The following is a 14,926-nucleotide window of genomic DNA, read 5'->3' on the forward strand; positions in this document are numbered from 1 at the left end:
AAAGGAGATAGTATGAAACGGTTACTTGTCTTGGTGGCACTCCTCGGACTTGGAGGCGCAATACAGGCGCAAACGCACTTTACGGTGGCATATTCCGGCAATCCGTATAATGCCATGAATATTTATGTTTCGGGCGCCACGATTGATGGCGTTGGAGCGGAGGCCGGAGACGAAATTGGTCTCTTTGATGGGGATATATGTGTTGGCGCGGCGGCGGTCACCGGTCCGATCAGCATGACCAACACGCTTGATTTCGAGGCCTCTTCCGACGATCCGACCACAACCGATGTAGTTGATGGATTTAAAGACGGAAATCCCATGCTGTTTCGGATCTGGGATTCCAGTACGGGAGTAGAATTGACCTCAGTAACGGTGGAAGTAGTACAAGGGGATGAAACATTCGTTTCGCAGGGAACGGCCGCTGTGTCCCTGATCGGGGTAACCAATCAGCCGCCGGTTATTGAGCACCCGGTACCCGATATATCTCTGCTGGAGGATGCCCCTGATACGGCTATTGCTGATCTGGATACTGTGTTTTTAGACCCTGAATCTCAGGAACTCACGATGTCAGTGAATTCCGATAATTCGAACCTTTCCGTGAATCTCTCACTGGAAAATATCTGCACTCTCTCCATACCGGTGGACTGGTATGGTACCGGCGAGATCTATCTGATTGCTTCTGATGGTGAACTCACAACGACGGATACAGTGCTTATCACCGTCACTTCGGTGAATGATAATCCGTCCATACCCGTAGTTCTCCTGCCGGAGTCAGGCGCCGAGTTGGTCAGTGACGGGCTGCTGGTTTGGACTCTCGCATCCGACCCGGAAGAGGATGCTATCACAGGGTATCGAATTCAGGTGGACGATAATGGACAATTCAGTGATCCGGAAGTTGATGAAGTGATCTCCATCGAGGGTCCGGTGCTCGCCAGACGTCCTGCTCTTATGTACAATCCGCAAACTCAAGTGAGCGACAGTGCGTATGTCATTTCTCTGGATGTATTGTCTCAGTACGGAAATCTAACGGACGATACACATTATACCTGGCGGGTTCGTTCCATAGATGTCAACGAGGGCGAATCTGAGTGGTCGGAGGGTGAACATCAGTTTTTCTTCAACAAATCGAATACCGCACCTAAGGCCCCAACTCAGGGATTTAATCCGGCAGACAGCGTGAGTGTAAGCAGCCTTGCACCAACTATCTCCTGGAACGCAGCTTTTGATCCTGATCTGAGCGACGGCGCAGAAACCCTGGCTTATCAACTACAGGTGAGTAGCTCCACGGCATTTGTGGATACGCTGTACGATGTAACCACCGATCCGGGACAGACATCGGTGGAAAGTATCGGAGTGCTGAAAGATAACAGCCTGGCTGCCTATAGGGTGAAGACTATGGACGATGAGGGGCTGAAATCTAAATGGTCAGTGGTACAAGAGTTCCTGATCAACACCGCTCTCGATCCACCGCTGGAGTTTCTGGTGCAGGCACCCGCAACCGGAGATTCAGCAGTGGCGGACTCAACGAATTTCCAGGCGGAAGTGACCTTCCAGTGGACGGCCTCCGGGGATCCGGATCTGAATGACATTGTCCAGTATTTCGTGGCATATACAAACGAAGATCCCGCCACGATACCTGACGAATTGACCTGGGATGATCTGATGGATTTTGTAACGGTCATGCCGCTCGGTTCTGACACAGCTTATACAACCTCTCTGGATACAGGTTTTTATTCCTGGGTGGTCATCGCACTTGATACGGACACCCTCTGGACGTTCGGTACCAATGCAGACGGAGATATTTTGCAGCATCTGACGGTCTGGAGTCCGACTGTTGGAGTTAACTCTGAAGCACCTGTGATTACGGAATACCAGCTGCTCCAGAATTATCCCAACCCGTTCAATCCCACCACGACGATTCACTATGCCCTGCCTGCTGCGGATCATGTAACGATAGCGGTGTATGATCTACAGGGCCGGAAGATCCGAACACTGGTGGATGCTAAACAGACCTCTGGTTGGCATACTATCAAGTGGAACGCACTGAATAACAGTGGAGTGAAAGTCAGTGCAGGAGTCTACTTTTATCAAATTCAGACTGATGCATTCCGGGATTTGAAGAAGATGATTTTGCTTAAATAGTCACTCTTTCGTATCAAAGTTTACATTGAACGGCCGGTGTTTCCTGCCCTGGGTGCATCGGTCGTCCTGTTGTAATTTTTTCTTGAATTGATTTGTATGATTGACGTCGGATTTACCAGGGATCAGTTCCCCGCATAGTTAATTTACCCTGTGAGTTAGATCAAAGGTGACCAATTTTGTCTTGATTAAAAAATCTTCTGTTTTTAGCCTTGTACCAAATTGAACTACAAATCATTAACAACTTATCGTTGGCCATCAGGCCAATTTACAAATAAATAAACATTACAATTTAGCGATTGTGTAAAAGCTCAATATGACCTGTGGAAACTGGTGATAGTGAGCTGATTTATTGACTCCTGTGTTAAAGCAGAGCGAGTTGGCGTCATGCAATAGTTAAACAACAAACCGGAGATCAATATGGGGCGTGTAAGAACAGGTAGTATTAGTGTTCTATTAGCAATTGTAATTACAATGATTCCGGCCGGGCTCCTTGCGGTGTCCGCAAACCCGGAGCCGGTGAAAGTCACTCAACCAGACCAAACTGAAATTACCATCAGGTTATTTGGTGATGAGTGGCATCACTATGCCGAAACGACTGATGGATACACCATCGTCAGAAACAACGACGGATGGTGGAACTACGCGTCGAAAAACAGCGCGGGAGAATTGGTTTCAACTTCAGTAAATGTCCATCCAGTCGGACAGCGGTCTGCGAGTGAGCAGAATTATCTTTCCAACACCCAAAAACATATCCGGGCCAACCAGGACGTGGTGGAACAGAAGCGGGCCCGCTATTCGTTAAAACAGGTCTCGCGACAGGAGGTCAGGTCACTTACCTCCCGTGCGGGGGATGAGCCTGCTGTTCAGACCACCAACGATGTTCTTCTTTTGCTCATCGAATACCCTGATCTGGCCAGTACGGAGACAGTTCAATCATTCGACGATATGATGAATCAGTCAGGGTATACCGGTGGATATGGAGCGACCGGGAGTTTCAACGACTATTTCGAAGAAGTATCGTACGGTCAGTTCGGAATAAATGGTAGTGCCAACGGGTGGTATCAGGCGGCAAACAACTATACATATTATGGCGATAAAAATGGTTCCGCACGCGCTGCAGAATTAGTACGTGAAGCCGTTGACGCTGCCGAAAACGCCGGAGTCGATTTCTCTCAGTATGACAACGATGGCGACGGCGAAGTTGACGGACTTTTCATAGTCCACTCCGGTCCGGGCGCTGAGGAGTCCGGAAATACAGATTATATCTGGTCTCATAAATGGAACCTGGCGGCCTCAGGCAGCACCCGAAATTATGATGGAGTGCTCATTGACTCCTATACCATCCAACCGGAAAAACAGTTCGGCCGTCATACCGGAATTGGCGTGTATTGCCACGAGTACGGCCACGCAATCGGACTTCCGGATCTGTATGACACGAACGGAGGTTCCGAAGGTATCGGAGAATGGGGAGTAATGGGAAGCGGCGGCTGGTTAAATTCCGGCCTGACCCCTTCACACTTGTCCCCGTGGTCCAAAGAGCATCTCGGATGGGTGAATCCCCAGGAGATTACTTCCAATAATACCTATACCTTCAATGCAGTTGAAAGCGATTCAAGTGCCTTTTATAAAGTTGACATACCTACCGATAAATCGGAATACTTCCTGTTGGAAAACCGGCAGAATTCCATGTTTGATGACTACCTTCCCGGGGATGGAATGTTAATATGGCATATCGATACGGACAAGACGTCTCTTTATCCCGGATCCAATGACGTGAATGCCGATGAAACACACAAAGGCGTGGACGTGGAAGCAGCAGACGGTGCGGAAGACATGGATCAGGAGGTTAACCGTGGAGACCTGGGCGATCCATTCCCCGGAAGCACCGCTAACACCGTCTTTGACGCCAACAGTAATCCGAATACAGATGATTACAGCGGGATTTCAAACATTATTTCTGTGTCCCAGATCAGCAGCTCTTCCTCATCTATGAGCGCACTGGTTGAGGTTAATATCCCTGTGACCGAGCCCGAAATAGCGGTATCACCTGACAGTTTTGACGTAACCCTTACTTCGGGCCTTAGCACAACCAACACGATGACAATTGATAATAGCGGAGACGGGGACTTGTCCTATAATATCTCTCTTACTTCCAGTAGTAGTCCCGTGTCCGAAAATCACATCCCACTCTCCAGTGTTGAACATACCACAGGAGGTGCGGAGGACTCCAATACCCCATCACTTTATTCAAAAATTTCGTTCACAGTTGGTGATACCATCAACAGTATTCCACTCCCATCCGGCGTAGAAGAAAACGGGCTGGCCTGGGACGGAAGCAATGTATGGATTACCGATTTTAATAATGACCAGATTCATAAGCTGGATCCCGATAACGGGACCATTTTACAGAGTTTTGGTGTACCTGGAGCCGGTAGTCCAAGTGAACTGGCCTGGGATGGGCAGTATCTCTGGCATGCCGATTTTGGCACTGAAGAAATTTATCGGATTGATCCATCAACAGGTTCCGTGGTCTCCCAGTTTTCTATGCCAGCCGTGGCTGAAGGACTCACCTGGGACGGCAGCCATCTTTGGTTCGTGGATTCCGGCGATTTCTACAAGATGGATACGACGGGAATGACAGTACAACAGTTTGGAAATAATACCGGATACGAAGATGGTTTAGCATGGATTAACGGATCCCTGTGGGTTGCAACCAATGGTGCGGCGGCAGAAGTTGATCCGGCAACTGGGAATGTCCAGAATCAGATATCGTTTAGCTTTTCTTTGACGGATGGACTCGCTTTTGACGGGAAATATATGTTAGTCGCAGATGATGATGCCGGCCGGTTATATCAGATTGATATTGGCGGTCCGGGCTGGTTGAGTGTTAGCCCGACTTCCGGTACAGTTGTTCCATCCAGCAGTGAAAATCTGGATGTAATAACGGATGCCGAAGGCCTCACCGCCGGGAACTATTCGGCCACCATCCATGTCAATTCCAATGATACGAATGAAGCAACCATCGATGTGCCGGTTGATCTCACCGTGAATGCACCTGATATCGCGGTGACTCCGGATAGCTTCGATGTCACACTGGACGTCGGTGACAGCACAGAAAAAACGCTGACCATCGATAATCTCGGCGGGGGCGATCTCTTTTGGGAAATAATTGCCCAGGGAATTTTGCCCTCCTCGATGTACCCGGGAGAAATCCGGACGGTCTATCAGGAGACAGATCGCTCATCTGATCAGACTGGTCAGGGTGGAATAACTGAGGGAACCCCTGCGGCTGGTACATCGCAGCTAAACTATCGTACCTCCGAAACGTCTGGTCCTGACAAGACGCATCAGAACATCCAGATATTAGTCTTGTCCAACGATGATGTCGACAATAACTGGATTAAGTCTAACTTCCCCAATTACATCTCTGGGATTTCTATCCAGACATATAACGTCTCATCCAATGTACCGTCTCTCTCCTATCTCCATTCCTTTGATGCGGTATTGTTATTCGAGAACGTGACATTCTCGAATTCCACTGCAGTAGGAGATCGGATATACGATTACGTGATGGCAGGAGGTAATGTGGTGCTCGGTACTTTCTATTGGCAGGGGAGAAGTGACGGTGGATACAGCAGCGACTGGGGTCAGTTAGAGAATATTGATCCCCTGTTTGGCGGTAGCGCAGATTATATCTCCGGTGAAATGGATACTACCAATATAGTGTCGCATCCGCTAACTACCGGATTAACCAGTCTCACCGCATCCGATTTTCAGGGCGGACCGACACAGCTTCGTTCCAACGCTACAGCAGTTGCCTGGTGGCAAGACGGCGATCCGCTGCTTGCCTATAACAAGCCAGGTGGGCTTATTACAGCTGTAACCATTTATCCGACCCATCCGGCTAATGGAACGGTGACTGGCGATTTTTATCTCCTGTGGGAGAACGCACTGAAATTCACCGGTGGTGCGGCCCAAACAAGTTGGCTTACGGCAGTGCCGGATACCGGGACTGTGGCTTCTTCGGGCAGTCAGAACGTCACCGTGAAAATTGACGCGACCGGACTGAGTGGTGGATTGCATGAGGGTGAGCTTTCAGTCAACAGTAATGATCCCGATGAGAACCCACTAAATGTTCCTGTCGATCTGAATGTCAACGGTCCGCGTGCGAATGTATATCCGGATCAGTTAGTTGCATCGTTGGCAAGTGGCGATACGGTCACGCAGACATTCGTCATCAAGAATGACGGAAACAGAACCTTAGACTATACCGTCACCGATACGACGCTTTCTATCCCGGCACAATTTTCTCCCGGGTCAATTGATGACGATGATAACTCCACGAATGGTAGCAGCCAGGAGCCATCCGGAGGCCTGCAATCTTCGCAGAATTCCGCCCTCAAGCAGGGAGATAGGACCTTGTCAGGTAAATTGAGTAATCAGGAGACGTCTGCAGAAGACGCAAAATCTCCGGAATCTTTCCAGCGGGACAGAAACGGTGCAACCTCGTCGCTTGATTGGCTGACAATTTCGCCACAGAGCGGAAGTGTTGCTCCAGGCGATAGCGCTGTTATTAACGCACAATTTTCTGCCGGTGGTAATCAGCCTGGTACCTATGAAGGCTCAATATTGGTGAGCACAAACGATCCCGGGAATCCGGAGATTAATGTGAAAGCGAAGATGAATATCCAGCGCGAAAACTTCACCACCGAAGATAACGAGAACAACCAGTTAGAAGGTATTCCGGACGGGGACATGGATACGTACCTGTATAATGATGACCCCATCGCACCGATTGAATTTAATATCTTTGTGGCTGATACCGATTCGGTGGACACCGCACAACTCAACTTGCTGGCATATGACATTGATGAAACCTCCGGTGAGGTGGATAGCGTATTATTTAATGGTACACATGTCGGAATGCTAACCGGTGCGGATGACATCTGGAGTACCAGCGTATTTAATCTCGATCCGTCCCTTGTGCAGGAAGGCGCAAACCTGGTCCAGATCTATATCGATATCGACAATCCGGTCTCGAGCAATTGGGCGACCACGGTGGACTGGGGGCAGGTTGTGCTGAATGGTGGAGATTCAACCAACGCCAGCATCCGGTATGCCCAGCTGGATACCAATTCCTATATGCCGGGCGATTCGGTGAAAGTCCAGGAGGAAATCGATACGGACCTGAGCTCACAGTCCGTTCGGATTGAGACCAATCTGCTGAATCCCTCCGGCGTAAATCTGGCCGGAAAAGTGCGGTATCGGAGTCTGAACGGCTCGGAAGACGATCCGTTTACCGAGTCATTGATGGTGCCGACGGACGCTGAATTGGGTGAATACACGCTGCAGGTGATTGTGTACGATTCACTCTCTTATCTCCAGGAAGATATTGTAACGAAGCCGTTTGGCGTCACGCTGCCAACGCCGGTGAACGTCGTGGCTGGTGACGGATACAGCGGAATCGTTCCGTTAACCTGGGATGAAAATCCGGAGGTCATCTCCTCGCCGGCGAGTGCACCATCCAAATCCGGTGTAAGCAGTGACGGCAATAATGCCGGTACACAGAGTTCGGAAACGGTTAGCCTGACTTTTGAGCGTTATAAAGTCTACCGGTCGACGACATCCGGCGGACCATATACGCTGGTGGACAGCCTGAATCCGAGAACACGGAATTATGCCGATAACCAGGATTACGTCGATACCGGTGTAACAAACGGGCAAACGTATTACTATGTAGTGACAGCGGTTTATGCAGATGGTGAGACCGACTATTCCAAAGAAGTCATGGCCACACCATCGCAAACGGGTCATGTCATTAATTCGGCTTATTCGAGCGGACCACCAACACTGGATGGCGTTATCAACAGTAGTGAGTACACCAATGCTACCCAAATGGATATCGCAACGCCGGGTGCCTCCCAGTCCGTTGACCTGTATGTGAAAAATGATCAGGATTATCTCTACCTGGCCATCGATAATCCGAACAATTCGGATACATCAGGTACTGACGAAATAGGGCTGTATTTCGACAGCGACCATAACCGAACCTGGGATCCGGACAGCTTGACAGATGAGGGTAACTTCTGGATTGATGAGGACAAACTATCCACAAGGGTGAGATTCCGTGGATTGTACGGAAATCATCCCGACAGTCTCAGATTTACCGACGTTGTCGAGAGTCCGTCCGGGATCGATGCGGCTTTGTCGCAATCCAGCGGACACCTCCAATATGAGATCGCGCTGGATCTGAATTCCTCCTACTTGGTGGATGCAGGCGATTCTCTTGGTATCATGCTGTTTGAGATCGATGCCGATCACCAGAACAATTACCATTACGGTTTTGCTGCTGACTGGCCGCAGGGTCATATCTGGGCGGCTCCCGAATCCTACGGATCAATCGTACTCAGCCGGAAAGTGGTGACGGAGATTCCGCTGAACTCCACGTGGAATCTGGTCAGCTGGAATGTCGACTCCGAACAGGATTCGACAAGGAAGGTTCTCGACCCGATCCTGGGCAATCTTGACGTCGCCCTTGGATTTGATAACGGTGGACTGACCTTTGATCCGGCTCTCTCCACATCAACCAATACGCTCGATTCGGTGGATCACCGTCATGGATATTGGCTGCGGATTGATTCCGAAGATACACTCACGGTAGAAGGACCTCCGGTCTCACCGCAGACGGCGTTGCCACTTGATAAGGGATGGAATACGGTCAGTTACCTGCCGACAAATGCCGATTCCCTCCGGAACGGGTTCCAGAGTATCATGGACAATCTTGTGGTAGCGTTAGGGTATAACGGTGGTGGACTCACCTTTGACCCATCATTGCCGGATTATCTGAATACACTCAATACCGTGAAGCCACAATCCGGATACTGGGTGAAACTGGATACCGCCGATACCCTGGTCTATCCACAGAATCAAGCAGCAACAGGACCGCAGTTGCTGGCGGATCAGTCGGTCTCGGTTTCGGAAAAGAGCCAGGTAACACCGACGAACAGCTGGATGGGGCTCTACGCCAAGGATATGACCGTTGACGGGCAACCGATTGCCGTTGGTACACAGGTCCATGCCATTGATAAGGATGGCGTAATCTGTGGCGAAACAACCGTAAAACGAAAGGGAACGTTTGGCATTATGCCAATCTATAAGGATGATCCCGCAACCAAGGTTGACGAAGGAGCAGAACCAGGTGAAGCGGTAACTATCAGGTTCGGTGACTATAAGTCGCCTGTGACGGTTGAATGGAGCGAGTTCGGTGATATCATGGATTACAATCAGGTCGTAACTTCTACCGGGAAAGAATTGCGGTCACTGCCCGATAAGTACGATATCACCCAGAACTACCCGAATCCGTTCAATCCCGAAACCCAGATTGATTACCAGCTGCCGGAAGAGAGTAATGTGACCATCGCTGTCTATGACCTGCTTGGGCAAAAAGTTGCCACGCTAAAGAACGGCAATCAAAAAGCAGGATACTACTCCGTGAAGTGGAACGGAACCAATGACAGGGGTCAAAAACTCTCAAGTGGAGTGTACTTCTATCAGATACGAGCCGGGGATTTTCAGAAGACCCGGAAAATGCTGTTTCTGAAATAATTGACTCAATGGGAAATATAATGCGATTCTCGTTGACAATTGATTTAAAGCATTTGGTTTTAAGCCAGGGAAGGACACTCAAAATGGTAACACGAATAGTGACAAGAAAATGGCTATTCATCTGGATACTCATGCTCCTGCCTGTTTTGCTCCATTCACAGGTTTCACCTACCAATGAGTGGGTCAACTTTTACGGGAACGGGAGCACAATCAATGGTGATCCCATTGCCCAGGGCAGGGTAATTAAGGCATTTGATTCCGATGGAGTCTTATGCGGTGTCGACACGGTCGACACCGCCGGCTCCTATGGTTTGATGCCGGTATACCGGGATGATAGCTACACGTCGAATGTCGATGAAGGTGCCTCTCCGGGAGATACCATCACTTTCACCATTGATGGTTATCCCGTGGATGAATACGGGATATGGAGTGGCAACGGTGACGTAATCCAGCTGGAATTCCAGGTACAAACTCCGGAAATCGGAGTCAGCCCGGCCAGCATCAACCATGGAACAGTCGCTCTGGAAGACTCCTCTTCCATGACGCTCCAGGTTGAAAATATGGGACAGGAACCGTTAACCATCAGTGGTTACCAGTGGGACGGAGACGGCGGATTGTTAGGACGCCAGCAGACGATGTTCGTTACCGGTATGCCTCAAACAATCGGAGCCAATTCCTCCGCCAATGTGACTGTACTTTTCACGTCATCGCTGGGAAAAGGGCAGATAACCGATAAACTATTACTGCAAAGTAACGACCCATGGACCAGTACCCTGCCTGTGCCGGTTTCGGCAAATATTCAAACCGATGTAACTGCCACGAACGAATGGGTGGCCGCGTATAGCGAAAATTCCCGGTTTAATGACAGTCCGCTCCAGCCAGGTGACGTTGTCGACGTCTTTGATCCGGATGATGTCCACTGCGGTACGTGGGTGGTGGACAGTTCCGGTTCCTATGGAACGATGTCAATCTACCGGGACGATAGTGCCACTCCAGGTGTCGATGAGGGGGCAGAACCTGGCGATACCCTCCGATTTTCCGTGAACGGAATGCAGGCGATGACTCAGGGACCCGACGCACCTGTCTGGACAGCCAACGGCGCGGTGCTCCAGATTGACCTCGCGGCATTTGAGAATCGTGCACCGGAGAATTTCAGTTTGGTTTCGCCTCCCCAGGGGGATAGTATTGCGGTGGATACGAGTACCGGTACAGCTACCGTGACGTTCCGCTGGCAGCAGAATGAAGATCCGGACTTCTGGGATTCCCTGGAGTATTATCTGGTGTATGACGATCCCGGGAACCTGGACGGACTGGATACGCTCACATTCAGTGAAATACAACAATCCGGATTAAATATGATGCACATCGGAAGTGATACAACAGTTCAGACGAATGTTGATACTGGAAGATATGATTGGACGGTGATCTCCGTCGATTCAGAAGACTTGTTTAGTCTCGGATCGATCAATGGTAATTATCCGTGGGATTTTACGGTGTATCGACAAACGGTAGGAACCATGGATGAACCCGGATTACCGAAGCAGTTTACGCTCAACCAGAATTATCCGAACCCGTTTAATCCGTCGACCACTATCCAGTATGCTTTGCCGAAAACCAGCCAGGTCACCATTACGGTATACGATATTCAGGGACACCGGGTGACAACTTTGGTTGAGCGCCGACAGACTGCTGGCACGTATTCTGTCCAGTGGGACGGAACAAACATTCACGGCGAGCAAGCAAGCGCCGGCGTCTATTTCTACTATATCGACGCTGGTGATTTTTCGGATATGAAACGGATGGTACTGTTGAAGTAGTTGTTAACGACAGTTAAGATACACAAAACGGCCGGTGATCCCCGCTATGGAGGGATCGCCGACCGTTATTTTTGGGCTAGTATTCAGGAGTAAAAGCCTGGAGGGATTCAGTTTATTTCAGATTCCTGAACCCCGGGCTAAAGCCCGGGGCTATTCATATTTGGAGAGTTTTGGTACCGGTTTTAGTTCTTGGAAACGCTTACTTGAACACTCGAACACCTGAACACATCAACACTGCCGTTAGAGTCTTTTCGGTCCTGCTGCTTTTACTTCCTTGGAAACGCCTTTTTCGAACAGTTTAAAGTTCTCGATGAACCGGGCGGCCAGGGCGTCGTATTTCTTCCAGTATTCCTCTTCATCGCCCCAGGAGGTAGACGGATCGAGAACATCTCCCGGGATACCGGGACAGGTTTGTGGTATCTCGAAGCCGAAAACCTTGTCCTTCCGGAAATCAACCTCATTGAGATCGCCGCGCAGAGCTGCATTCAGCAGACCACGGGTATACTTGATACTAATTCGTTTCCCGATGCCGAATTGCCCACCGACCCAGCCGGTGTTCACCAGCCAGCAGGTGGCGCCGTGTTTCAGCATGCGCTGCTTCAGCATCTCGGAGTATTTGAACGGATGCCGCACCATAAACGGCGCGCCGAAGCAGGCGCTGAAGGTGATCTGAGGCTCGGTTCCCAATCCGATTTCAGTCCCGGCGATTTTTGATGTATAGCCGCTGATAAAGTGGTATTGAGCCTGTTCGGGATCCAGTCTGGCGATCGGCGGAAGCACTCCGGAGGCATCACAGGTGAGGAAAATGACGTTATCCGGATGGGCGTTTACCATCTTTTCCGGCACCGCGTTGGGGATGTAATCCAGCGGATAGGATGCCCGGGTGTTCTCCGTAATCATATCGTCATCCAGGTCGATGTGCCGGCTCACAGGATCGAAAATCACATTTTCCAGGATGGTGCCGTACCGTCGGGTTGTGGAGTGGATTTCCGGTTCATTCTCGGCAGAAAGACGTATCACCTTGGCATAACAGCCACCCTCGAAATTGAACACCCCATTGGCGCTCCAGCCGTGTTCGTCATCGCCGATTAAGTGTCGCTCCGGATCGGCAGAAAGGGTGGTCTTCCCGGTACCGCTCAGTCCAAAAAAGATTGCCGGATCGTTATCATCCCCCACGTTAATGGAACAGTGCATCGGGAGGACATCTTTGAAAGTTAGCAGGAAGTTCAGCGCCGTGAAGATAGACTTCTTGATTTCGCCCCCGTACAAACTGTTGGCGATGATGACCATCCGTTCGGCGAAGTTGATGATGATGCCGGTACTGGTGCGCGTCCCGTCAATTCGGGGATCAAGTTCGAACTCCGGAAGGGAAATAACGGTGAACTCCGGCATGAATTTTTTTAGCACGTCCTGGTTTTCCGTGAGGTTGAACATATTCCGTGCGAACAGGCTGTGCCATGCTCGTTCGGTGATAACACGAACCGGCATCCGGTAATCGGGATCGGCGCCTGCGAAGCAGTCCTGTACGAACAGATCCTGATTCTGGACGTACGCCTGTACCCGGGAGAAAACACCCGCGAACTTCTCCGGTGTAATAGGCCGGTTGTTCTCGCCCCACCAAATTTTGTCTTCGGTTGATTCCTCACGCACTACATACTTATCCCCTGCAGCGCGGGCGGTATGGGGAGGCGTTTTGACCAGCAGCGGACCGCCCTTCGCAAGATTGGATTCCCCGCGAAAAATTGACTCTTCGTACAATGCCGCTTCCGGAAGATTCCAGTACACATTACCCAGGTTCATAAAACCCTGCTGACTCAGTTTGTAGTCCGATGCCAGCGCCTTCGCTTCTTTGGCCGCTGGCGTTTGTATATTTAAAAAGTTTTTCATGTCCAGTCCCTCACAAGTTTTCTATCTCCGATATACAGTTCGTTGGGGGCTTCAGGATCGAGAGCCCACTTGATACGACCCAGGCCGTCCGTGATGCTTTTGACAGTGCCACAAAAGCTTAACCGCAGGTGGCCGTCAACTCCAAAAGCCGCACCGGGAACAGCCAATACGAGGACTTTGTCAATCAGGAAGTTCGAGAGTTTAAACGAATCCTTCTCGTAGGCGCTGAAATCGGCGAAGCAATAAAAGGTACCGTCCGGCTTGGTGACCTTCACTCCATTAAAAGCGTTCAATCGATCCAGCATTATATTTCGATTATTTTCAAGATCCTGTCGCAGGTTTTCCACGCCGGACTGAATTCCGTTTAGTGCGCCAATAGCCGCTTTCTGCAGCACGATAGATGGCCCGGATGTCTGATTCCCCTGGATGTTGGCCATGGTTTCCACAATCCTCTTGTTGGCAATAGCCCAGCCAATGCGAAAACCGGTCATGGCATACTGTTTCGATACACCGTTAATCAGGATAAGTTTAGAGTTCTCCGTGAGATCCGAGGCATATTCGTAACAGTTTACGAACTGTTTGTCATCGAATACCAACCGATGGTAGATGTCATCCATGATTAGGTACAGATCGTTCTTTTCACAGAAATTTACAATGTCCGCAATGAATTCTTCGGAGTACATGGCACCGGAGGGATTGTTCGGACTGTTGATGAGCACTGCTTTGGTGTTTGACCCCACCTTCTCCTCGATATCTTTGATGGTCGGATAAAAGGAACCGTCCTCCGGCGCGGCTGCTACCCCACGGGCCCCGCAGAGTTTAGCCATTTCCGGATAGCTCACCCAATATGGTGCGGGATAAACAATCTCATCCTGTGGATCTAGAATCGTTTGCATGGCCACCATAATCGCCTGCTTGGCGCCACTGGATGCGATGACATTATCCGGACTGACGTGCCTACCGTAGTGCTCCTCAGTGTACCGGATAATGGCCTGCTTGAGTGCCGGTGTTCCGTCCACCGGAGCATATCGCACTTCACCGGTGTTTAGATGGGATGCCGCAGCCATGATAGCATCCATGGGCGACTTGTTTGTTGGTTGTCCGCCACCCAGATGAATAACCGGATCCCCTTTATCCCGGAGGACCGCCGCCTTCTCATTCAGCGAGAGAGTCGGGGACGCTCCAATAGACCGTGCAACCTGACTGAGACTCATGTGTTACCCCTTTTGTGTGTAATAATGAATTGATACTGTATAAAATTCAATTTTTAAAATATGAACAAAAAGTACTAAATAAAACTAATTTCGTGTATTTACCAAAATTTTCTGCCTATATAGTGTAAAAATGACCATATATACAAATATAAATGGATATTCACTTAAATATATGAGTAAGTATGTCATCTTTATTCGGTAGCATGAAATTGGGATGATAGGTTGAGATTATTTGGGTGAGCTATGTAAAAAAGTTTACTT

5 protein-coding genes are annotated in these 14,926 nt (G+C 49.8%); 3 read left to right on the plus strand and 2 right to left on the minus strand.

What is annotated here, in order from left to right; translation table 11 throughout:
- The first annotated feature begins 12 nt into the window (after positions 1-12).
- The 3 genes from K9N57_16780 (at position 13) to K9N57_16790 (ending at position 11,564) form a co-directional block, all read left to right on the plus strand.
- Positions 13-2,142, plus strand: coding sequence for a T9SS type A sorting domain-containing protein (locus K9N57_16780; protein ID MCF7805837.1), 2,130 nt, complete (start codon positions 13-15; stop codon positions 2,140-2,142).
- 417 nt (positions 2,143-2,559) lie between these two features.
- Positions 2,560-9,747 carry a M6 family metalloprotease domain-containing protein gene (locus K9N57_16785; GenBank protein ID MCF7805838.1) on the plus strand — a complete coding sequence of 2,396 codons (7,188 nt, stop codon included), beginning with the start codon at positions 2,560-2,562 and terminating at the stop codon, positions 9,745-9,747.
- 83 nt (positions 9,748-9,830) lie between these two features.
- Positions 9,831-11,564 carry a T9SS type A sorting domain-containing protein gene (locus tag K9N57_16790; protein ID MCF7805839.1) on the plus strand — a complete coding sequence of 578 codons (1,734 nt, stop codon included), beginning with the start codon at positions 9,831-9,833 and terminating at the stop codon, positions 11,562-11,564.
- Positions 11,565-11,804: 240 nt separating this feature from the next.
- Here the strand turns inward: K9N57_16790 and pckA are convergent, their stop codons facing one another.
- Together pckA and K9N57_16800 are read right to left on the minus strand one after the other, a co-directional pair.
- Complete coding sequence (pckA, locus tag K9N57_16795; protein ID MCF7805840.1) at positions 11,805-13,451, minus strand: phosphoenolpyruvate carboxykinase (ATP); 1,647 nt, start codon at positions 13,449-13,451, stop codon at positions 11,805-11,807.
- Entirely contained in the window at positions 13,448-14,665 is a 1,218-nt protein-coding gene (locus K9N57_16800; protein MCF7805841.1) for a pyridoxal phosphate-dependent aminotransferase, read from the minus strand. The genes pckA and K9N57_16800 overlap by 4 nt, the downstream gene beginning before the upstream one ends.
- Positions 14,666-14,926 lie beyond the last annotated feature (261 nt).

The sequence above is a fragment of the Candidatus Neomarinimicrobiota bacterium genome, assembly GCA_021734025.1.
GTDB lineage: Bacteria > Fidelibacterota > JAANXI01 > JAANXI01 > JAANXI01 > JAANXI01.

What these genes read in the sequence shown, in the direction of transcription:
- K9N57_16785 (MCF7805838.1), top strand. Translation starts at nt 2,560, where the DNA reads ATGGGGCGTGTAAGAACAGGTAGTATTAGTGTTCTATTAGCAATTGTA.
- K9N57_16780 (MCF7805837.1), top strand. Translation starts at nt 13, where the DNA reads ATGAAACGGTTACTTGTCTTGGTGGCACTCCTCGGACTTGGAGGCGCA.
- K9N57_16790 (MCF7805839.1), top strand. Translation starts at nt 9,831, where the DNA reads ATGGTAACACGAATAGTGACAAGAAAATGGCTATTCATCTGGATACTC.
- K9N57_16800 (MCF7805841.1), bottom strand. Translation starts at nt 14,665, where the DNA reads ATGAGTCTCAGTCAGGTTGCACGGTCTATTGGAGCGTCCCCGACTCTC.
- pckA (MCF7805840.1), bottom strand. Translation starts at nt 13,451, where the DNA reads ATGAAAAACTTTTTAAATATACAAACGCCAGCGGCCAAAGAAGCGAAG.